The organism is Muricoprocola aceti (assembly GCF_025567005.1).
Taxonomy (GTDB): domain Bacteria; phylum Bacillota; class Clostridia; order Lachnospirales; family Lachnospiraceae; genus Marvinbryantia; species Marvinbryantia aceti.
Genome location: NZ_JAOQKE010000019.1, coordinates 1 through 21,158, shown reverse-complemented (window position 1 = coordinate 21,158; position 21,158 = coordinate 1). Strand labels below are relative to the sequence as shown.

General features: G+C 42.6%; 18 protein-coding genes and 2 tRNA genes. 7 read left to right on the top strand and 13 right to left on the bottom strand.

Going from position 1 to position 21,158, the window contains the following annotated elements; genetic code table 11:
* Nucleotides 1–53 precede the first annotated feature (53 nt).
* From OCV47_RS12525 to OCV47_RS12465, 13 genes are all read right to left on the bottom strand, one after another.
* Nucleotides 54–1,358, bottom strand: a complete 1,305-nt coding sequence (locus OCV47_RS12525) for an O-acetylhomoserine aminocarboxypropyltransferase/cysteine synthase family protein (protein WP_262655423.1) — start codon at nt 1,356–1,358, stop codon at nt 54–56.
* Nucleotides 1,359–1,493: 135 nt separating this feature from the next.
* Nucleotides 1,494–2,192, bottom strand: coding sequence for a glycerophosphodiester phosphodiesterase (locus tag OCV47_RS12520; protein ID WP_262655422.1), 699 nt, complete (start codon nt 2,190–2,192; stop codon nt 1,494–1,496).
* An 18-nt stretch (nt 2,193–2,210) separates the two neighbouring features.
* Nucleotides 2,211–3,218, bottom strand: coding sequence for an ABC transporter ATP-binding protein (locus OCV47_RS12515; protein WP_262655421.1), 1,008 nt, complete (start codon nt 3,216–3,218; stop codon nt 2,211–2,213).
* Between the two features lies 1 nt (nt 3,219).
* On the bottom strand, nt 3,220–4,005 hold the full coding sequence (locus tag OCV47_RS12510; protein WP_262655420.1) for an ABC transporter permease: 786 nt from the start codon (nt 4,003–4,005) through the stop codon (nt 3,220–3,222).
* Nucleotides 4,002–4,853 (bottom strand): ABC transporter permease, encoded by an 852-nt coding sequence (locus OCV47_RS12505; protein ID WP_262655418.1) that lies wholly within the window; start codon nt 4,851–4,853, stop codon nt 4,002–4,004. The genes OCV47_RS12510 and OCV47_RS12505 overlap by 4 nt, the downstream gene beginning before the upstream one ends.
* 1 nt (nt 4,854) lies before the next feature.
* Nucleotides 4,855–5,934, bottom strand: a complete 1,080-nt coding sequence (locus OCV47_RS12500) for an ABC transporter substrate-binding protein (RefSeq protein WP_262655417.1) — start codon at nt 5,932–5,934, stop codon at nt 4,855–4,857.
* A 159-nt stretch (nt 5,935–6,093) separates the two neighbouring features.
* Nucleotides 6,094–6,167 (bottom strand) — tRNA-Met (locus OCV47_RS12495).
* Nucleotides 6,168–6,198: 31 nt separating this feature from the next.
* A tRNA-Val gene (locus tag OCV47_RS12490) sits at nt 6,199–6,271 on the bottom strand.
* A 555-nt stretch (nt 6,272–6,826) separates the two neighbouring features.
* Entirely contained in the window at nt 6,827–7,684 is an 858-nt protein-coding gene (locus tag OCV47_RS12485) for an IS3 family transposase (RefSeq protein ID WP_262655458.1), read from the bottom strand.
* 35 nt (nt 7,685–7,719) lie between these two features.
* Complete coding sequence (locus OCV47_RS12480) at nt 7,720–8,406, bottom strand: helix-turn-helix domain-containing protein (protein WP_262655415.1); 687 nt, start codon at nt 8,404–8,406, stop codon at nt 7,720–7,722.
* A gap of 89 nt (nt 8,407–8,495) precedes the next feature.
* A complete protein-coding gene (locus OCV47_RS12475) occupies nt 8,496–9,305 on the bottom strand; it encodes a basic amino acid ABC transporter substrate-binding protein (protein ID WP_262655414.1) in 810 nt (269 codons plus the stop codon).
* A gap of 63 nt (nt 9,306–9,368) precedes the next feature.
* Nucleotides 9,369–10,091, bottom strand: coding sequence for an amino acid ABC transporter ATP-binding protein (locus tag OCV47_RS12470; protein WP_262655412.1), 723 nt, complete (start codon nt 10,089–10,091; stop codon nt 9,369–9,371).
* Nucleotides 10,092–10,108: 17 nt separating this feature from the next.
* Nucleotides 10,109–10,807 (bottom strand): amino acid ABC transporter permease, encoded by a 699-nt coding sequence (locus OCV47_RS12465; RefSeq protein WP_256301595.1) that lies wholly within the window; start codon nt 10,805–10,807, stop codon nt 10,109–10,111.
* A gap of 226 nt (nt 10,808–11,033) precedes the next feature.
* On the opposite strand from OCV47_RS12465, the gene OCV47_RS12460 reads away from it, so the two are divergent.
* The 7 genes from OCV47_RS12460 (at nt 11,034) to OCV47_RS12430 (ending at nt 20,863) form a co-directional block, all read left to right on the top strand.
* Nucleotides 11,034–11,780 carry an SH3 domain-containing protein gene (locus tag OCV47_RS12460; protein WP_262655411.1) on the top strand — a complete coding sequence of 249 codons (747 nt, stop codon included), beginning with the start codon at nt 11,034–11,036 and terminating at the stop codon, nt 11,778–11,780.
* A gap of 31 nt (nt 11,781–11,811) precedes the next feature.
* A complete protein-coding gene (gene truA / locus OCV47_RS12455; protein WP_262655410.1) occupies nt 11,812–12,567 on the top strand; it encodes a tRNA pseudouridine(38-40) synthase TruA in 756 nt (251 codons plus the stop codon).
* Between the two features lie 15 nt (nt 12,568–12,582).
* Nucleotides 12,583–14,589 carry a HelD family protein gene (locus OCV47_RS12450; protein WP_262655408.1) on the top strand — a complete coding sequence of 669 codons (2,007 nt, stop codon included), beginning with the start codon at nt 12,583–12,585 and terminating at the stop codon, nt 14,587–14,589.
* 100 nt (nt 14,590–14,689) lie between these two features.
* Nucleotides 14,690–15,388 carry a response regulator transcription factor gene (locus OCV47_RS12445; RefSeq protein ID WP_256301602.1) on the top strand — a complete coding sequence of 233 codons (699 nt, stop codon included), beginning with the start codon at nt 14,690–14,692 and terminating at the stop codon, nt 15,386–15,388.
* The gene (locus OCV47_RS12440) at nt 15,366–16,637 is read left to right on the top strand and encodes a sensor histidine kinase (protein WP_262655407.1); all 1,272 of its coding nucleotides are present in this window, start codon (nt 15,366–15,368) and stop codon (nt 16,635–16,637) included. The genes OCV47_RS12445 and OCV47_RS12440 overlap by 23 nt, the downstream gene beginning before the upstream one ends.
* Before the next feature lie 24 nt (nt 16,638–16,661).
* Nucleotides 16,662–17,267, top strand: a complete 606-nt coding sequence (locus OCV47_RS12435) for a DUF4352 domain-containing protein (RefSeq protein ID WP_262655406.1) — start codon at nt 16,662–16,664, stop codon at nt 17,265–17,267.
* A gap of 47 nt (nt 17,268–17,314) precedes the next feature.
* Nucleotides 17,315–20,863 (top strand): aryl-sulfate sulfotransferase, encoded by a 3,549-nt coding sequence (locus OCV47_RS12430; protein WP_262655405.1) that lies wholly within the window; start codon nt 17,315–17,317, stop codon nt 20,861–20,863.
* Nucleotides 20,864–21,158: the final 295 nt, after the last annotated feature.

Below are 21,158 nucleotides of genomic sequence, written 5' to 3'. Positions count from 1 at the left end.
CCGTTGCTCTATAGATTACTCATCTATTTTGCAACAGCCCATTATTCTTTCTCTTATTTTACTGCTTCAAATGCTGCATCCAGTGCTGCAATCAGGTCTTCTACTTTTTCAATACCGATAGAAAGACGGATGGTATTTGGCTTGATGCCCTGATCTAACAGTTCTTCTTCGGTGCACTGACTGTGTGTAGTAGTAGCTGGATGAATAACCAGCGATTTTACATCAGCTACATTGGCCAGCAGTGAGAAAATGGACAGATGATCGATGAACTTCTGTGCTGTCTTTTCATCCCCTTTGATCTCAAATGTGAAAATGGATCCACCACCATTTGGAAGGTATTTTTTGTATAGTTCGTGGCTTGGTTCACTTGGCAGTGATGGATGATGTACTGCTTCTACCTGTGGATGATTGTTCAGGTATTCTACAATCTTCAGTGCATTGCTTACATGTCTTTCTACTCTCAGAGAAAGTGTTTCCAGACCCTGGAGGAAGATAAATGCATGGAATGGAGAAAGTGTAGCACCGGTATCACGAAGGAGTACGGCACGGATATAGGTTACAAATGCTGCCGGTCCTGATGCTTCGCTGAAGGATACTCCGTGATAGCTTGGATTTGGATCTGAGATCCATGGATATTTGCCGGATGCTTTCCAGTCAAAGCTTCCTCCGTCGATGATCACACCACCGATGGCAGTTCCATGTCCACCGATGAATTTCGTTGCAGAATGTACTACGATATCTGCTCCGTATTCCAGCGGACGAATCAGGAAAGGTGTCGCAAATGTGGAATCCACTACCAGTGGAATATTGTGTGCATGGGCTACTTTTGCAACTGCTTCAATATCAATCAGGTTGGAATTTGGATTTCCCAGTGTCTCGATAAAGATTGCTTTGGTATTTTCCTGAATGGCTGCTTCAAAGGAACCTTCTACTTCCGGATCTACAAACGTTGTGGTAATTCCGGCTGTCAGTGGCAGAGTATGCGCCAGCAGATTGGATGTTCCGCCGTAGATCGTCTTTGCTGCTACGATATGTTCACCGGATTTTGCCAGTGCCTGGAATGTATAGGAAATTGCTGCTGCTCCAGATGCTACAGCCAGTGCTGCACTTCCACCTTCTAGTGCTGCGATACGTTCTTCAAATACGCTCTCGGTCGGGTTCGTCAGTCTTCCATAGATATTTCCTGCATCTCTTAAACCAAATCTGTCCGCTGCATGCTGTGAATTATGGAATACATAAGAAGTTGTTGCGTAAATCGGAACGGCTCTTGCATCGGTGACAGGATCAGCCTGTTCCTGTCCGATATGCAGCTGTTTTGTTTCAAATCCCCAGTTTTTAGAATCGTTAATGTTTGCCATGATTGTTCTCCTCCGTGTTCTCTATATGATATTTCGATGTATGTTTTCGTTTTTTGATGTAATCATAGTAACACAGTAGGTTTATGCTGTCTAATATATGGAAAAAATATCCTGCTATAGTTTCAATCTATAGTCTTAACGTACAACAGGTCTGTTTCCAATGACCGCCTGTACCCCCATCCGTTCCAGACGATGCGCTTCTTCTCCCTCATTCACGGTCCATGCATGGATTTCCAGTCCCCGCATCAATGCTTCCTGCGCATAACGTTCGGTTACAGTGTAATACACCGGATGGAGAAAATCCATATTCAGGCCCTGGGCATATTCCGCCATTCCCACCATCCTGCTTTCTTCCAGCAAGCCACATTTTATGTTCGGTGAAAGCCGCTTAAAACGCAGTGCAGAAAAATGATTAAACGAAGAAATCCAGATCTTTTCCCTTACATCAAATTCATCAATTAAAGCCAGCACTTTTTCTTCTATTCCCCGGTATTCATTCCAGCTGGTCTTCAGTTCTATATTCGTGATCATTTCCGATGGATAGATCTCTTCGAAATACTCCCTTAAAGTAGGAATTCGCTGGACTGCGCACGCACAAGATTCCAGCACCTTCATCTGTTTTAACTCTTCCAGAGTATAGTCCCAGACAAATCCAGGCTCACCGGTTACCCTTTTCAATTCTTCATCATGGATCACGACCAGTTCTCCATCTCTGGATAGCTGTACATCCAGTTCAATTCCATCAAACCCTGCTTCTTTTGCTTTTTCAAATGCCAGGATCGTATTCTCCGGATACTCGTCCGAAAATCCTCTGTGTGCCAGATTCAGAATCATTTCTTTTTCCTCCCATTTTTAATAAGAAATACAGTCCTTCTCAGCGATTTTAAGATAACATTCCTGTCCCTTTTCATATCTTTCTTCGCCCTGGAATAACGTATCTACATTGACTGGTACCCCATTGACATCCACTGTATAACGCAGTACATTGCCATGGGCAATTATTGATTTTATAGTTCCTTTCATGGTATAATTATTCATTTCTGTTCTGTCAGGAGCACAGAACATGACTGCCTCCGGCCGAAATACCAGCATTTCCCGATCCAGCTTCAGCCCGGTCATCTGATGAAACTGGACATCCGTATAGATATTATAATTTCCAATAAAGGACGCTGCAAATCTGGTCTTCGGATGCAGATACATTTCCGCAGGAGGTGCTGACTGTTCGATCTGTCCCTGATACAGCAGATGAATCATATCTGACATCACCATAGCCTCACTCTGATCATGAGTTACAAATACTGCTGTAATATTCAGTTCCTGCTGTATTCTTCGGATCTCGTTCTGCAATGAACGTCTCAGAAGTGCATCAATAGCAGACAAAGGTTCATCCAGAAGCAATACTTTCGGCTCTGTTATGATCGCACGGGCCAGTGCTGCACGCTGCTGCTGTCCACCGGATATCTGTGTCGGATAACGGTCTGCCTGCTGTGAAAGTCCCACGATCTCCAGTATATTTTTTACTTTTTCTCTGATCTCCCCTTCTGACTTCTTTTTCAGTTTCAGCCCAAAAGCAACGTTCTGAACCACCGTCATATTGGGGAACAGACTATACTGCTGGAACACCATCCCGATTTCTCTTTTTCGTGGTTCCAGTTCGGTAATATCCTGACCATCCAGGAAAATTTTTCCGGATGTCACTTCTTCCAGACCGGACAGACAACGTAAAAGTGTACTTTTTCCACATCCGGATGGTCCCAGCAGAGTAACCAGCTGTCCCTTCTCTATGTCTAGATTGATTTGCTTTAATACACTGGTGGTGCCGTATTTTTTTACGATCTGTTTCATTTCTATATATGCCATTTTATTTTTCTCTTTCTTTGTTTTTCAGGTAAAGTGTGACTGCCGTAATCAAACATGTAATCAACATAATAATGACAAATACGGCACTTGCTTTGGTGCTGTCTGACTTCATAGTCTGATACAGATAAATCTGCATATTCTGGAAAGATGTTCCGGTCAGATTGCGCACCAGTACATAATCTCCAAAAATAATACCTGTCGCCAGCAACGCAGACACTATGATAGACGAAAAAATATTCGGTACAATAATTCGAAAGAATGCATACATTCTGGCAGCCCCCAGCATCTCTGCTGCCTCTGTCAGAACTTTTACATTGATAGCACTCATACCATTTTTGATTCCCTGATAAATATATGGCATGATGATGACACTGTAAGCTCCAAAAAGCATCACCAGACGGTTTCCCAGAACACTTCCTGCCCGGATATATGCCGTTAAAATACTGACGGAAAGAATCACTCCCTGAATGGTATACGGAATCATACAGATAATCTGCACATATTTATCCAGAGATGGGAAGTACACCGTTGTCACAAACATTGCCAGCAATATGATACACACGGTTATGCCAATAGGAATGACACAGGCTGCCAGCGTTCTTACGATGCAAAGCAGGAATTCCTTATCCTGTAAAATAATCATATAACTTTCCAGTGAAAACTGTTCCGGTACAATATCGGTCCATTTCTGAAACAGGGAATAGATAATTGTTACCACCAGTGGCAGTAACAGATACATCATAATGAAGATCATGAAAAAAGTAGCTGCCTTCGTCTTTTTCTTCATAAAGGATTCCCTCCTTTCCGAAAATGCCGTGACAAACAGTTGGTCACCAAAATCATCAGACACATCAGTACCATCATCACGACGGACAATGCTCCTCCCAGTCCCGGTCTTGTTTTCACTTCCCCTACATAGCTGCCTGCGATCTGGATCGGAAGCAGAGAGATGTTATTCATCATCAGTGCATAGACTGTTGCATAGGCAGCCAGTGCATTGGCAAACAGTACGCTAAAGGTTCCCAGAATCTCCGGCATCAGTACTGGAATACCTACTTTTCTCCAGAATATTCCTTCTTTTCCACCCAGTAATGCCACTGCCTCTTTCCATTCTTTTCGAATTCCCGCAAATGCCGGAACCAGCAGCAAGGTAGCCAATGGTATCTGGAAATAAATATAGATCATGCTCATACCATCTGAGGTATACAAATCAAAATCCGCCAATGCGGAAATTCCAAGTTTTTGTCCCACATGTACCATAAATCCTGCATTTCCCAGCAATACCATGTAAGCAAAGGCCAGCGGTACACCTGCAAAGTTGGATACCATGTTCAATATGGTCATAAACAGATTAGCAATTTTCCCCTTGCTCTCCGCAATGGCTTTAGCTCCAAGAAAAGCCACCACAATTCCTCCCAGCGAAGAGATCAGAGATATTCGTATACTGTTAAAGACTGCTTTCTGATAAAGCAGTTTTTCCGCAATCGTCTGATAATTTTCCAGGGAGATTCCTGCCCCTGTATCCGACTGAAAGCTGTTCCTAATCACCATAAGCAACGGAACGATTTCATATAAAAGCGCTACCACCAGAAATGGGAGCAACGCCATAAGATAAATGTTCTTCTTTTTGTTCATATTACTGTACCAGTAGTGGAATGATCTCTTCCTGCCATCTTGTCACTACATTTTCGCAAGCTTTTGCATAAGCATCGGTATCTTCCATTGGAATCGCATTGGCATAAGCATCTGGGGTAAAGGATGCTTCCTGTACGTCCTCCGGAATTTCCACATCTGTTCTGGTAGGAATTGCTCCGGCCAGTGCCAGATTGGCCTGTCCATCATCACTGAAAATATATTCTCTGGCCAGTGCAGCTGCATATGGATGTGGTGCATATTTATTGATTACAGAAGCATAACCACTCATGATGGAACCATCTGAAGGAATAGTTGCTTCCATATTGTACTGGCTAATCGCATTCTTATATGGAATTGCTGTAAAGCTCCAGATGACGCCCACCGGTACTTCTCCTGTTTCAAAGTTCTGCTGCAGAATATCCAGTGTATTAATTCGTCCATCTTCTGCCATCTGTGTCCAGAAATCAAATGCCGGATCCAGATTATCCAGATCACCGCCAAATGCATACGCAGATGCTATCACAGCAGCCTGTGCATTTCCTCCATTGATATCTCCGATTGCTACCGTATAGTCTCCATCCTTGAGATCTGCCCAGGATGTTGGTACATTTTCCACTTCATCAGTATTCGTCAGGAATGTGGTTGCACCTGTATAGGCAATCATCCATTTTCCATCTTCTCCTTTGGCCCAGTCCGGAACACTGTCCCAGTAAGAAGTTTTATACCCCTGCACCAGATCCTGCTCCACTGCCTGTGGACCAAATGCCTGTCCTACGTCACCGATATCCTTTGTTCCTTTATCGCCTTCTGTGGCAAACATCTGAAGTTCTTCCGCTGATGACATATCTGCATCTGCATGGCTGATTCCATATTCTTCTTCCAGTGCCTTCCAGCTTAATCCCCAGTTTGCCCATGTATCCGGCATACCTACGGATTCAACAGTGCCTTCTTCTTTTGCTTTTTCCGTAATCTCATCCAGTGATGCTGCATTCAAATCCACTGCATCGTCTGCATAACATACAGAAGCAGATGCCAGAACCGTACTCATCATCAGAAATGCTGCCAGTGTTTTTTTCTTCATGTTTTATTTTCCTCCTCATGTCAGTTCCCTTGTTGGAACTTCTATAAGGGATTTTATGGGTTGTGTGTAAAATCTGCTATCAGGGAAATGAAAAGATTATGTAAAATCTGTGTGTAATAAGAAACGAAAAAACCTGGACAAACTGTCCAGGCTGTGTAGTAGCGGAAGGGAGATTTGAACTCTCGACACCACGGGTATGAACCGTGTGCTCTAGCCAACTGAGCTATTCCGCCATATTTTTGTGATCCATACCGAAAAAATAAGTGGGGCCTACAGGGCTCGAACCTGTGACCCTCTGCTTGTAAGGCAGATGCTCTCCCAGCTGAGCTAAGACCCCACATCGATCGGTTCTCTCGAACACTTCATTAGTATACAATGAATTATGCCATTCGTCAAGCACTTTTTTATATTATTTTGCATTTTTTTTGCCATATGACACTTGAAAAAATCAAGCGCCATATGTATAATCTACTTAGAAGTAATCAAAAGACAGTCGTGAGTCTAGTGATTTTGCTTCGGATGCATGAATAATTTATAGTTACCAGCTATCCTCTACGGTCATAGAGGATAGCTATTTTCGTTTCTGATGATTTTCTATGTATGTCAACACATTAAAAATTACCAACACCAGTGTCAACACTTCCATTGTGTTCATCTCCTTTTCCTCCGTTTTTTATTTCCGAAGAAAATCATCAGATCTATCCCCTGACTTCTGTTCAATTATGTTTTTCATTATATCTCATTTTGTTATTTATAGCAACTTATCATTTAGCATATGTTCAAAAAAATAACCACATACTATTCCATTGCATAGTGGTGTGCTACCCGTCAAGAGAACAATGAAAAATAATAATTTTTTCTCCGTCAGCCTATTAACCGGCTGGCGGTATTTTTATGCTGCTTTCAACGTAAGTTCATGAAAGGCCATCGGTGTCATTATATGCAACTTACGCTGTAGTCGTCGGTTGTTATAGTATTCAATATAGTCTTGGATGCTTTGGATTAATTCTTCTTTTGATGTAAAGCGTTTCCCATAATACATTTCCCGTTTTAAGATTCCCCAAAATCCTTCCATTGGTCCATTGTCAATACAGTGTGCAACTCTGGACATACTTTGTTTCATATGATGTTTCTTCAGCCGACTATAAAATGCCTGACTGGTATATTGGAATCCCCGGTCCGAATGAAAAAGCGGATGCGCATCAGGCTCTGCCGTTACCGCCTGATCAAATGTATCCATAACAAGGGAATTATCATTATGCGCGCTGATTTTATACGAAACAATCCTGCGGTCGCACAGATCAAGAATCGCACTTAAATATATTTTGTGTACTTCTACCCCTATATAATATTTGAACTCTGTTACATCTGTCAGCCATTTTTCATTCGGTTTATCTGCGTGAAACTCCCGATGAAGAAAGTTTTTCGCAATGTGGGAAGGATTCCTGTCTGCTTTCGTACAGCTCTTCGGTTTCCATTTGATAGATGACTGTATTCCGATTTTCCGGCAGATTCTCAGGATCCTCTTATCATTGGCAGGAATCCCATAATTTACAGCCAGTTCATCACGGATACGCCGATAACCCATATCTGGATGCAGCTGATGTATTTTCCTGATAATATCGGCAATCTGTTCATTCCTGATCTCATTGTCACTTTTTGGATGTTTCAGCCATCGGTAATAAGAAGAACGAGTAATTCCAAGGTATCTGCCCATTTGTCTGACCGGATATCCCTTTGATTTGGACAGTTCCCTGATTGCCTGATATTCACATAATTTATGTATTAAAGAAAGCGATCCCTCCTTTCTAATTCCCTTACTTTTTTTAACAGGTCATTCTCCATCTGTAAGTCTTTATTTTTACGTTTCAGCTCTGCGATACGGTCCCGTAATTCTTCTTCTGGAGTGCGGCTTGGCTTAGAGCCGATCCGCCTGCCTCTCCGATCCTCCAAACCGGCACTTCCCATTTTTTCATACCGGTCCACCCAATTTCGGATCTGTTGATAGGAGCAATCATACTTCAAGGCCATTGACCCATAATTCCGGTCATGGTCAAGACAGTCTTTTACAATGCAGATTCGTTCCTTCAGTGTTGTTTTTCTTGCTTTCTTCATAGCGCTACCTCCGGTAAGTTCTTTTAATTCCTTACCTTCATTATACGCCTTGATCCAACTTGAAAGTTGAGGGTGCTGTCGGATTCCGAATCTTACACATATTTCATCTAACGAGCCCTCTCCGGAAAGGTACGCATGAACTGCCTGTAATTTCAATTCTTTTGAGTAGCGTTTATTTGTCTTAGGGGACAGTAAACTTTCTGGTCCGTCTGTCTTATAGATCCTGATCCAATCCTGAACACTCCGCTTATTTACACCGCACATTTTTGCGGCACCTTTTTGGCTAAGTTCTCCGTTCAGGTACTTTTCTACGATTTCTACCTTTTTTACTGCATCAATTTTACTTTTTCTGGACATAAAATACCCCCAAGTAGGTTTTTATATTTTTGTGTTCTACTTGAGGGTATCATATCATTTTGGGTGGCTCTCTGACTGTCTGGACAGAATTATTCAGAAACGGTCTCTGTTTCAGTTTCTGTTTCAGAAGCAACTTCTGTTTCTTCTTCAGTATCAGCTTCTGCATACTGTGCAGCGATTTCGGAGATAGTTCCGTCTTCCAGCATAGTATCGATTGCTTCGTTGATAGTGTCAAGCAGTTCTGTGTTGTCTTTGTTTACTGCGATAGCATATTCTTCAGAAGCGAATGCATCCGGATCTTCTACGATCTTCAGTCCCTCGTTATCATTTACGTAGTTCTGAGCAGTAGCGGAGTCGATTACAACAACATCACATTTGCCATTTACCAGTTCCATGATTGCTTCGGTACCTTTTTTGAATGCTTCATATTTGTAACCCATTTCGTTTACGCAGGTCTCACCTGTGTAACCCTGGATAACACAGATCTTCTTGTCGGCCATATCTTCTGCTTTTTCGATATCAGAATCTTCAGGAACGATCATAACCTGTGTAGCAGTGTAGTATGGTGTAGAGAAGTTTACGGCTTCTTTTCTTTCGTCTGTGATGGTCATACCAGCGATAGTAGCATCGATCTGGCCATTCTGAAGAGCGATCAGAAGAGAATCAAATTCCAGAGACTCCATTTCAACATCCATACCGGTTAATTCACCGATCTTTGCTGCAATAGCCATATCAATACCATCGTATTCACCAAGTACGCCATTAGCGGAAATGTATTCAAATGGTGGGAACTCTGGATTGGTTCCAAACTTGATCATTCCGTCTTCTGCACAGGCGGAAGCTCCTAAAAGCATGGTTGCGGCAGCTGTAGCAGCTACGATTTTAAACATTTTTCTCATAATTTTTCTCCTTTTCTTTTTGAAAAATATATGTGAAATTTCTGAAACAGAAATTAGACATTCTTACAATACTTTGCTAAGAAAATTCTTAGTACGTTCATTCTTTGGATGATTGAATACCTCATCCGGTGTACCGCTCTCCAGAATCTGTCCCTGATCCATGAACAGAACACGGGAAGCAACCTCACGGGCAAATCCCATCTCGTGGGTAACGATCACCATGGTCATACCGGTTTTGGCCAGATCTTTCATAACATCCAGTACTTCACCGACCATCTCAGGATCAAGTGCAGAAGTTGGCTCATCAAAAAGCATAATTTCCGGATTCATGGCCAGCGCTCTGGCGATAGCCACACGCTGCTTTTGCCCACCGGATAACTGTGCCGGGTAAGCATCGGCTTTATCCAGAAGACCTACAGTAGTCAGAAGCTCCTGACCTTTCTTCACGGCCTCTTCTTTGGTCATTTTCTTTAAAAGAACCGGAGCCAGTGTAATATTATCCATAATGCTTAAGTGTGGGAACAGATTAAAATGCTGGAATACCATTCCCATTTTCTGACGGATCAGATTGACATCAACAGATGGTGCATTAATCATCTCATCGTCTACGTAAATTTCACCTTCTGTCACATCTTCCAGAAGATTTAAACAACGCAGGAAAGTACTTTTACCGGAACCGGAAGGTCCGATCACAACTACCACTTCTCCTGCCTCGATATGTTCGTTGATTCCATTTAATACCTTCAGGTCTCCGAACTGCTTGTGTAAGTTCTTTACTTTGATCATGCGTTCGTTACTCCCTTCTAACGTACTTCTGAAGCTCTCAGACGGCTCTCAACACGGTTCAGAACCAGAGTCAGGATCTTGATCAGTACGTAATAAATAATTGCTGTGCCGATAAGAGGCATGAATGCTTCAAATGTGGCACTTTTGATAAAATCTCCGGCTTTCTGGATATCCATCAGTCCGACATAACCAACGATAGCAGTCTCCTTGATCAGAACAATGAACTCATTGCAGAGAGCAGGGAAAATATTTTTTACTGCCTGAGGGATGACGATTCGTGTCATCGTCTGGGAAGCACTAAGTCCCAGAGAACGTCCGGCCTCTGTCTGTCCCTTATCAACAGAAAGAATACCGGCACGGATAATCTCAGATACATAAGCACCGGAGTTGATACCAAAAGCAATTGCAGCAATGATCCACTTGCTTAAGTTTACAGATGCAAAAATAACGAAATAAATGATCATCAGCTGAGTAACTGATGGTGTGCCTCGGATGACATCGGTATAAATACCACCGATCAGCTTTAATAATTTATTGCTGGACAGGTTGCACAGGGCAATCAAAAGACCTATCGCAATACCGATCAGCACAGCTACCAATGATACACGGATTGTTACACCAATACCGTCCAGCAGAAGCATATAACGGTTGTCCTTGATGAAACATCTGGTAAAGGTATCACAGAAGTCAGCTGACCATGTTTGAAACCATTCCATTTTTCTCTTCCTTTCCTATATATAGTGATTTGGCTTATTTATTTTGCCATTATAGCATACAATTACGGCTAAATAAAGCTAATAATTTTGGAAATGTATATTTATAAAATAAATTTGTGAATATTGTATATTCATGCATGCAAATATATAAAGAAGCTGGTTGCGGTATATCAGATAGTTTAGTATAATAAAAATGAACAGTAAAATTCTGGTAAGGAGGTGCATTATGACAGGAATATGGGGGAGTCTGGAAATGAAAAATATTAGAAAATGGATGATGGCAGCATTGCTGATATTCGGTATATGGATTGCTGCAGGAGGCTCTGGAAGTGCGGCAACAGTGGACACCTATACAGTTCGAGTGGAAAAAGGATATCTGGCTCTCCGCACTGCACAGGCCTATGATTACCGCAATGAGATTGGAAAGTTATATACCGGAGATACTGTGGAGGTAGAAGAGTATGGTTCAGGAGATTACTGGTATGTATATTCTTCCAAACTGAATAAGTATGGATATGTGAATAATAACTATCTGTTTTACAGTGGGATCACAGATGACACGGATTATACGGTAAGTGTACAGAGCGGTTATCTGGCGTTGAGAACGGAAAAAGCATATGACTACCGTAATGAGATTGGAAAGCTATATACTGGTGATACGGTAGAAGTGTTAGATGCAAGTGATAGTGGTTACTGGTATGTATATTCCGACAAACTGAATAAGTATGGGTATGTGAATAAGGATTATCTGATTGCACCAGATATCATCAGTGGTGCAAAGTATTATGTAACAGGAACCACTTATTATCTGGCATTGAGAAATGCAAAGGCTTATGATGCAGCCAATGAGATTGGCAGACTGTATAACGGAGATTATGTTTATGTACAGGATACCAGTGACAGCACATACTGGTATGTATATGCTCCACAGTTGAACAAATATGGATATGTGAACAGAAATTATTTAAAATAATAAAAGAAAGAATCCACCGGGAATATAAAATATGAAGAAAAATTATAAAATGATCATTAGTTACGATGGTACTCGATATTATGGATGGGAGCATCAGCCAGACCGGGAAACAATACAGGGAAAACTGGAAAAAGTACTGTTCCGTATGTGCGACGAGAAAGTGCCGATCGCAGAACTGAAGTTAAATGGAGCAGGACGGACGGATGCAGGGGTGCATGCGAGAGCCATGGTGGCCAATATTTTCCTGGATGTGGAAATGACACCGCTAGAGATCCGGGATTATATGAACCGCTATCTGCCGGATGATATTGCAGTGAATGAAGTGCGTGAGGCATCTGAACGTTTTCATGCCAGATACAATGCAGTAGGAAAAACATACCAGTATACCTGCTATGCAGGTGAGGTAAAGACTATTTTTGACCGGAAGTATGTGACCTCACTGGAAAAGATGCCGGATGTGAAAGCAATGCAGGAGGCAGCAGAATATCTGAAGGGAAAACATGATTTTGCCAGCTTCTGCACCAATCCAAAAATGAAAAAGTCTACGGTGCGGATCGTGGATCAGATTGATATCACAATGCGAAAAGGATATATTTATTTTACGTTCCACGGAACCGGATTCCTGCAGAATATGGTCAGAGTGTTGACAGGCACATTACTTGATGTGGGATATGGAAAGATACAGCCGGCAGAGGTGGCTGAGATTATGGAGAAAAAAGACCGTAAGCTGGCCGGACCGACAGCACCGGCTCAGGGACTGACCCTGATAAAAGTAGATTATGACTAAAAGGTATGGCAGAACATGAGAATAGAAGAGGAAAATTATCTGAAGCTGGTGTTGAAAAAAGCAGCAAAAAAGTATGCAGAAACCGTGCAGAAGCTGGGAGACAATGCAAAAGATATGGAGAGCATGAATGACTATTTCTGGGAAAACTATACAGAATTTGACGAGTTTGGTTATGAAATGTTCGATAATAAAATGGCATTGAAGACCAGACTGACCCAGCAGGAAGAATATCAGAGAGATCGGAAACGGTACGAAAAAATGATGGATTCGCCATATTTTGGACGGGTGGACTTTTGCTATGAAGGAGAAGAAGAACCGGAAGTCTATTATGTGGGAGCAGGGAATCTGACCGATGACCATGGACAGAGGGCTTATGTATACGACTGGCGGGCACCGGTGTCCGGATTGTTTTATGATTATGATAAAGGCCAGGCACAGTTTACTGCGCCTATGGGAATCATGCATGGTGAAATTACCAGAAAACGCCAATATAAGATCCAGGAAGGAAAGCTGATGTTCGCTCTGGAGACAGAGATGAATATTGATGATGAAATTTTGCAGCAGGCATTGTCAGAAAATGGAGACAATCGGCTGAAAAGTATTGTCACGACTATACAGAAGGAGCAGAACAGCATCATCAGGGATCTGAAACATCGGATTTTGGTAGTGCAGGGATGTGCAGGCAGTGGCAAGACATCGGTAGCTCTTCATCGAATTGCGTATTTGCTATATCACAACAGAGAATCACTAAATGCAGCCCAGGTGCTGGTGTTGTCGCCGAATAGTATTTTTGGTGATTATATTTCCAGAATTTTGCCAGAACTGGGAGAAGAGAATATCTGTGAGATGACGCTGGATGATTATGCATACCGGGAGCTGAGTTGTTATGGAGAGGCACTGGATAAGTATGATGAACTGGAGGCGGTATTGCATGGTAAGCGGCCTGAAGAGGCAGATTATAAACAGTCCAGGGAATTTGTACAGGAACTGGATCTTTTTTTAATGCAGCAGGAATGGGAAAATGTGGATATTCAGGACTTTCAATATAAGAAGATCGTCTGTCCGGAAGAGAAGATTTCAAAGTTCTTTTATGAGACCTGCTGTGACGTGCCGATGCTGGCACGCATGGAGAAAATCGCAGAATATCTGATTGATGAGCAGGAGACTTTGCAGAACCGGGATATGGAAGACGAAGAAAAAGATAAACTCTTGGAAAAGATGAACCGGATGTATGTGACCAGGGATCCACTGGAGCTGTATAACAGATTTCTGGTGGAAAGTGGACGGGAAGAACAGCTGATCCATGGCCAGGAGATTCCATATGAAGATGTGTACCCACTTCTTTATCTGAAGTATACAATGGATGAGCTGCCAAAAAGACGGCGGGTAAAACATGTAGTAATTGATGAGATGCAGGATTATTCCTACATTCAGTATCGGATTCTTCAGAAAATGTTTGACTGTCCGATGACCATTCTGGGTGACTGCAAGCAGACGATGGGAGAAAAACAGACCAATGTGATGAAGTTCCTGCCGGAGATTTATGGAAAAGAGATGTTCTATATTGATATGAAGAAGTCTTATCGTTCCACCTGCGAGATTATGGAGTTTGCAGAGCAGATTCTGAACAAAGACAGTGATACGGAGTATGTGGACCGTCATTGTGAGAGACCACATATAGCACAAGTGAAATCAGAAGAACAGATGGCAGAGTGCATGACAGAGGATTTGAGAGCAGGAAAAGTATATCGTACGCAGGGTGTGTTGTGTCTGACACAGGAGGAAGCTGACCGGTTCTATAGAATGCTTGAAAAATCAGGGATAGAAGCAGATCTTCTTACGAAAGACAGTATGAAGTTTCATACGGGAATTTCGGTGATGCCATTTTATCTGGCCAAAGGACTGGAATTTGATGCAGTCTATGTACCAAATGTACAGCAATATCAGTCCCCACTGGAAAAACAGGCACTTTATATCAATGCCACCAGGGCACTACATCAGTTAAAACTATATGAAATATAGAAAAGTGGAAAACGGGCTGCATATGTGTAGTCCGTTTTCCTCATAATTGTATCAAATTTTCGTGCTATGATGCACATGGATAAAAAGGGAGAAAAGTAACGTGAAAAAAATAGAAATTCTTATCGTAGAGGATGAACCAAAGCTGGCTCAGACTCTGACAGATTTTCTCAGGATTCAGAATTATGAAGTACTCCATGCCATAGCTGGCGGAAAGGCACTGGATATTTTCAGAGAAAATAAGAAGAAAATCGATCTGGTGCTGCTGGATCTGATGCTTCCGGATATTTCTGGTTATACAGTCCTGAAGGAGATCAGAAAGCTGTCAGAAGTGCCAGTAATTATCTTATCAGCCAGATCGGCAGTCGTGGATCAGATGAGCGGATTCGAAAAAGGGGCAGATGATTATATTACGAAACCATTTACCCTTGGGCTGGTAAAACTTCATATTGAAGCAGTACTGAAAAGAGCAGGAAAGATGCGCAGTATGCTGGAATACAAAGAACTCCGGGCAGATCTCTCCGGGCAGCTGGTATATTGCAGAGATCAGTTGATGGAGACGACCAGAAAAGAGTTTGATCTGTTGGTATATTTTATGGAACATGTGGGAATTGTGCTTCCGCGAAATATGATTTTGGATGCAGTCTGGGAGTATGACTATACTGGCGATGTGCGAACGATTGACACACTGGTAAAACAACTTCGAAAAAAGCTGGGCGAGCAATGCAACTATATTCGTACCGTCTATGGTATAGGATATATTTTCGGGGAGGATCCACATGAAACTGATGGAAAAATGTAAAACATGGAACAAAATCTGGTATCTGATTGCAGCGCTGGTGCTGATGATCTGCCTGTATGCTGTGGGATGCTACCCACTTTATACCGAACAAAAGACCAGAACCATGAAGCGACTGTACCGGGAAATGAAGGAAATGGATTTAAATGATCTGGATGATGATGATCTGGAAACACTGAATGAGTTTCAGAAAGAAAAATTTGAAGTCATGATTGTCAATGAGAAGCTGGATCAGATCTATACCTCCAAAAGTGCAGTGCCCAAAGACTATATTAATAAACAATTTGGAACCCGACTGGACAAGTATACAGAAAAGGCTCCGGTCGAGAGAAGAGATCTGGAATTGCGTCAGGTATTGATTTTGCGGGGAAAAGTCATCCAGAGAGATCAGATATTTTATGTTTATGTGAAAAAAGATGTACAGTCAGGGCTGGATATCATTCAGGGAACGGTAACCTATTTTTCGATTGCATTAATGCTGATTGTGGCTGGCTGGTATCTATGCATGAAAAAAGAAGAGAAGAGCAGAAAGAAACAGTCCAGGCAGTCAGAGTATCAGTTGCTGGAAAGTCAGAGAGAGTTTATGGCGAATATATCTCATGAACTGAAGACACCACTGGCCGTGGTATCCAGTCAGGTGGAGATGCTTGAGATTGCAGAAGACAAAATAGATCGTCCATATTATTACGCATCCATTCGGGAAGAACTGGATAAGATGTCTAAGATGGTAGGAGAACTGCTGGATTTCTCCATGCTGGATAATCAGCTCAGCGTCATGGAACGAAGCCGGGTAAATGTATCAGAGATGCTGGAATATCTGATGCTCAGATATGATGCCTTGTTTCAAAAGAATGGGATTAAGGTGGAGCAGAAGTTTGTAAAAGATGGATATGTGTATGGCAATCGAATGTATCTGGAACGAGCTGTGAACAATTATCTGATGAATGCATTTCAGCATACACAACAGGGAAAAGGAATCGCTGTTACGCTAAAGAGAGAAAGGCAGTTCCTGAGGCTGGAAGTCTATAATGACGGAGAAACGATACCGGAAGAACGCATGGATCATATCTGGGACAGTTTCTATACGTCATCCAGAAAGAAAAAGCCATCGGCACAGGATGTCGGGAATATTGGACTTGGACTGTTTGTGGTTCGCAAGATTGTGGAGAACCATGAGGGCAGTTGTGGCGTGGAAAATAAAGAATGCGGAGTTACATTCTGGATGGAACTTCCAGAAAGGAAAGAACCGTAGTTGAAGCAGGAAAGGAGAAAAAGGATGAGAAAGAAAAATGGAATACAGATAGCAGGAATTCTGCTGGCAGCAGCGTTACTGACCGGCTGTGGAGCACAGACGACAGAGCAGAGTACAGAAGGAACATCGAGCGCACCGACTGAGATCCAGCCGACAGAGCTGCAGAGTGCAGAAAGCCAGGCAGAAGAAGCGGCAACAGATACAGCAGGTGATAGTGCGACTGAGACAGTGTCCGTAGCAGGATGGAAGATTACGGTAGAAGATGTGCAGAAAAATACATCGCTGGAAAATGTCAGTGTAGAACTTGGATATACCGGGGTGGAAACCAGTGACTATCAGAAAGAGGCGGATGCAGGAAAAACATTTTGCCTGATCAAGCTGCTGGTTGAGAAGGATGGAAGCAAAGAAACCATCGAGTGGGATAAGCTGAAGCTGACAGATGGCAGCGGAACGGAATATACCAGAATGTCGGATGAATTCCTGACAGACCTTGGTATGACACGCATGACAGGGAATACACTGAATTTCGGATCTAATGAAGGCTGGATTGCGTTCGAAATTGATGAAAATGCAGAAAATCTGGAACTGTGCTATCCGTTTGAGGCGGAAAGCTATCAGCAGGCGTTATAAGTAATCTGGAGTCTTTTGATATCAAAAAAGAAAAGCAGGAGGACGGGATGAGAAAAGGCAGAGTTATGAGGGCGGCAGCCATACTTGGAATCATGCTTGCAGCAGGAAGTGCAGCAGAAACGAAAGCTACAGAATCAAGAATGGTTCTGGCTGAAGAAGAGGAATCAGAAACAGAAAGTGAAATGTCTGCAGATGATGCTCTGATCGAGAAACAAAATGGTGTAGATGAAGCCCTGCAACAGGAACTGGAAAATGGATATACACTGGAGGATGCACTGATTGTGGTTAATCCCTACGGAACGGCACCGTTAAGTGCCATGGCTGTTTTTTCCACAGAAGAGGCGCTGGGGGGAACAGTGACTGTAAAAGGAAAATCACAGGAAAATGATGTTATCGGAACCTTTGAAGCGGAAACAGATCATATGGTGCCGATCTATGGGCTATACAGCGGTCAGGCAACAGAAGTAGTGATTACCCTGGATGATGGAACAACAACTACATTTTCTGTGGAAACGGAACCAGTCAATGTGGATCTTGGAACCATTCAGGCAGACATGATAGATGAGAGCAGTTATGACTATTCTGAGCTGACTTTTGTATGTTCTGTTATGGGGGCACTGTATGCACTGGATGGTGCCGGAGATATGCGCTTCTATACCAATATGGGAGGTGCCTTGGGCGTACATCTGTTGCGTAACGGGCATTTGTGTATTCCGTCATCGGAAGTGCTGCATCCTACCTATTATAAAGATGGATTGCTGGAAATTGATCTTATGGGTAAAATTTATCAGAAGTATGATGTTCCGGGTGGACAACACCATGATTTTGTAGAATTGCCAAATGGTAATCTGCTGATTGCTTCGGATCGGGAAGATTTTTCCACAGTGGAAGATTACGTGGTGGAGATTAACCGGAAGAGTGGCAAGGTGGTATGGGAGCTGGATATGAAGGATCTCATCAGTGAGGAAGATGGACAGTCAGCATCTATGGATAGCGATGGCAGCGAGGAAACAGACTGGTTTCATAATAATGGTCTGTGGTATGATGCGGAACATGATCTGGTATTGCTTTCAGCCAGACATAAAGATGCGATCGTGGCAGTGAAAAAAGAAGAAAAGGAACTGGCCTGGATACTGGGCGATCCAACAGGATGGGAGAATGTGGATGCGTCCTGTTTCTTCACGCCACAGGGAGAGACGTTTGAATGGTTCTATGCACAGCATAATGTGTCCTTGTTGGATAATGGAGATATCTGTTTGTTTGACAATGGAACGGCGAAGGTGAAACGGGCAGACAAAGAAAAAAGAGTCAGTGGGGATGAGGTATATTCCAGAGCAGTCATTTATCGTATTGATACGGAAAACATGACAGTATCACAGGTATTTCAGTACGGGAAAGAACGGGGAGCAGACTGGTATTCGGACTGGATCTCCGGAGTAGAATCATTGGACGGAACTTGGGAGCATCTCTGGATCACGGCTGGTTCTCATCTGCATAATGAAGCAGAAAACAGAAGTGATTATTATCCAAAGGATATGTTTGAAGAAGGACTGACAAAAACTACCCATATTGATCAGGTGGATAATGGCAAGCTGACTTATGAACTGACCATATCCGGAAATTCCTATGATGTGCTGACATATCGCTCATTTCGGATGCCACTGTACAGTGAGTACAGAGGAAAAAACACATACGGATATTATGGGCAGAAGGTGACCGTGTCTGGAGATTTGAAGAACCGGGCAGCTGTTCTGGAAAATGATGCAGCGTCTGCACAGATTGAGACTACAATACCAGTGGAACAGACAAGAGTAGCCACATCTTATGCCATCGATCAACAGCTTCAGGCGGAACAGGAGAATGGATATAGCTGGGAAGAACCGATGACAATTGTGAACCCGTATCAGATTGCACCGCTGACAGCTGTTATTTTATTTGATACGCCGGAAGCGTGTGCTGTGCGTTTTACGGTAAAGGGAAAAACGGAAGCAGCAGATATTACTGGAGAAGTAGAAGCAGCTGTGTCTCATCGAGTGCCGGTGATTGGTCTGTATCCAGGAATAGAAAATACAGTAGTACTGGAGCTTCTGGATGCAGATGGAAATGCAACAGACAGTCAGGAAGTGAAGATCAGCACAGAAGTACTGCCAGATCAGCTGACGGATAGCATTTATCCGGTAAAGACAAGTGGGATATCGGCTTATGAACTGACCATGGTATACGGTCAGCGGACACATTTGCCATTTGCTTATGACTGCATGGGTGATATCCGATGGTATATGAATATTGAAACTGCGAACTATGGACTTTATTTATTATCCAATAACAGGATGATCTGGCAGGATACAGCAGCCTATGTACCGAATATGGAGAAGCCGCAGTCAACCAATCTATATGAGATGGATTATCTGGGCCGGGCTTATACCATGTATTATCTGGCAGGCGGAAGCCATCATGAGGTGATCGAAAAGGAGCCGGGAGGAAATCTTCTGGTGCTCACCAGTTCTCTGCAATCACATTATGAGAATGTGATACAGGAGATTGACCGACAGACAGGAAAAGTGGTGAATGAACTGGTACTGGAGGATCTTCTGGACTGTGAATATGTGGACAGGGCAGACTGGGTGCATGTCAATACAGTATCCTATCAGCCGGAAAGCGATACGATTCTGATCAGCGCCCGTAATCTTGAATCCGTGATCAAGCTGAACTGGAATACAAAAGAGATTCAGTGGATTCTCTGCGATCCAAGATTCTGGGAGGGCACGGAATATGAATCCTATGTGCTTCAGCCAGAGGGGGAATTTGTCTATCATTTTCAGCAGCATACGGCATATGAGATGGAAGAAGATATGGACGGCAATCCAGATACCATAGAGATCAGCATGTATGATAACCACTATGTAAAAGAGCGAAAAAGCAAGCTGGATTATTATGATAATGATGATGCATCTTATCTGCTGGTATATTCAGTGGATGAGGCAGCAGGTACCGTGCGTCAGATTAAGAAAATTCCGACGATTTACTCAAAAATCACATCATCTATGATATATGATTCAGAAAGTGGACATGTATTTGGTATGTGTGGATGGGTACCGCGTGCAGAAGACAAGAGAAAAGGCATGACCTACGAATTTGACTATGATACAGAAGAGATTCTGAATCAGTTCAGTATCAAGACTACCTTTTACAGAGCCTGTGAGATGCAGATCGACTACAATGATCTGGCCGCGTCGATGAAACTGGAAGAAAATACCATCCGTGGAGAACTGATCCAGCCGGTAAAAGTGACAGATCCGGAAAATGTGACTGCACCACAGGCTGTGATCAGCCAGGAAAACGTGACATTACATTTGACGGGAAGTGTACTCTATGTGGGAACACTTGATCACCAGGTTTCACAGATTGTATTCCGGGGAGCAGAACATACTTATGTGTACGATACCACACAGATTGTGCTTCGTGTTGCGGATTATCTGCAACATTATGAACATCTGCCAGTTCCATTGCAGAATCTGGAACCAGATGAATACAACATTTATGTAATGTATCAGGATCGCTGGTGTGATACCGGACAGAACTTTACAAAAATATAAAATGACACCCTCAGGCAGGAATAGCTATTCCTGCCTGAGGGTATTGTTGTATTCTGATCTGGCATATCAGGAATGGAAAACAGCGAAAATTACGAAGTCTGTTTGCAAAATCAGATTATATGGAAGAGTAGAATTTAACTTTGTAAATGACAAAGATATAAAAAGAATGGGAATTTTGTAAAAAAATGAAAAAAACTGTTGACAAATGCTGGTACGGATGATAATATAATGAAGCTGTCTGAGAGAGACAGCAAGAAACACAAAGCTTCAATCGAAAGATTGAAAAATAAATAAA

What these genes read in the sequence shown, in the direction of transcription:
- OCV47_RS12500 (WP_262655417.1), bottom strand. Translation starts at nt 5,934, where the DNA reads ATGAAGAAAAAAACACTGGCAGCATTTCTGATGATGAGTACGGTTCTG.
- OCV47_RS12515 (WP_262655421.1), bottom strand. Translation starts at nt 3,218, where the DNA reads ATGGCATATATAGAAATGAAACAGATCGTAAAAAAATACGGCACCACC.
- OCV47_RS12465 (WP_256301595.1), bottom strand. Translation starts at nt 10,807, where the DNA reads ATGGAATGGTTTCAAACATGGTCAGCTGACTTCTGTGATACCTTTACC.
- truA (WP_262655410.1), top strand. Translation starts at nt 11,812, where the DNA reads ATGAAGAAAAATTATAAAATGATCATTAGTTACGATGGTACTCGATAT.
- OCV47_RS12460 (WP_262655411.1), top strand. Translation starts at nt 11,034, where the DNA reads ATGACAGGAATATGGGGGAGTCTGGAAATGAAAAATATTAGAAAATGG.
- OCV47_RS12480 (WP_262655415.1), bottom strand. Translation starts at nt 8,406, where the DNA reads ATGTCCAGAAAAAGTAAAATTGATGCAGTAAAAAAGGTAGAAATCGTA.
- OCV47_RS12525 (WP_262655423.1), bottom strand. Translation starts at nt 1,358, where the DNA reads ATGGCAAACATTAACGATTCTAAAAACTGGGGATTTGAAACAAAACAG.
- OCV47_RS12450 (WP_262655408.1), top strand. Translation starts at nt 12,583, where the DNA reads ATGAGAATAGAAGAGGAAAATTATCTGAAGCTGGTGTTGAAAAAAGCA.
- OCV47_RS12520 (WP_262655422.1), bottom strand. Translation starts at nt 2,192, where the DNA reads ATGATTCTGAATCTGGCACACAGAGGATTTTCGGACGAGTATCCGGAG.
- OCV47_RS12435 (WP_262655406.1), top strand. Translation starts at nt 16,662, where the DNA reads ATGAGAAAGAAAAATGGAATACAGATAGCAGGAATTCTGCTGGCAGCA.
- OCV47_RS12475 (WP_262655414.1), bottom strand. Translation starts at nt 9,305, where the DNA reads ATGAGAAAAATGTTTAAAATCGTAGCTGCTACAGCTGCCGCAACCATG.
- OCV47_RS12430 (WP_262655405.1), top strand. Translation starts at nt 17,315, where the DNA reads ATGAGAAAAGGCAGAGTTATGAGGGCGGCAGCCATACTTGGAATCATG.
- OCV47_RS12470 (WP_262655412.1), bottom strand. Translation starts at nt 10,091, where the DNA reads ATGATCAAAGTAAAGAACTTACACAAGCAGTTCGGAGACCTGAAGGTA.
- OCV47_RS12505 (WP_262655418.1), bottom strand. Translation starts at nt 4,853, where the DNA reads ATGAACAAAAAGAAGAACATTTATCTTATGGCGTTGCTCCCATTTCTG.
- OCV47_RS12440 (WP_262655407.1), top strand. Translation starts at nt 15,366, where the DNA reads ATGAAACTGATGGAAAAATGTAAAACATGGAACAAAATCTGGTATCTG.
- OCV47_RS12510 (WP_262655420.1), bottom strand. Translation starts at nt 4,005, where the DNA reads ATGAAGAAAAAGACGAAGGCAGCTACTTTTTTCATGATCTTCATTATG.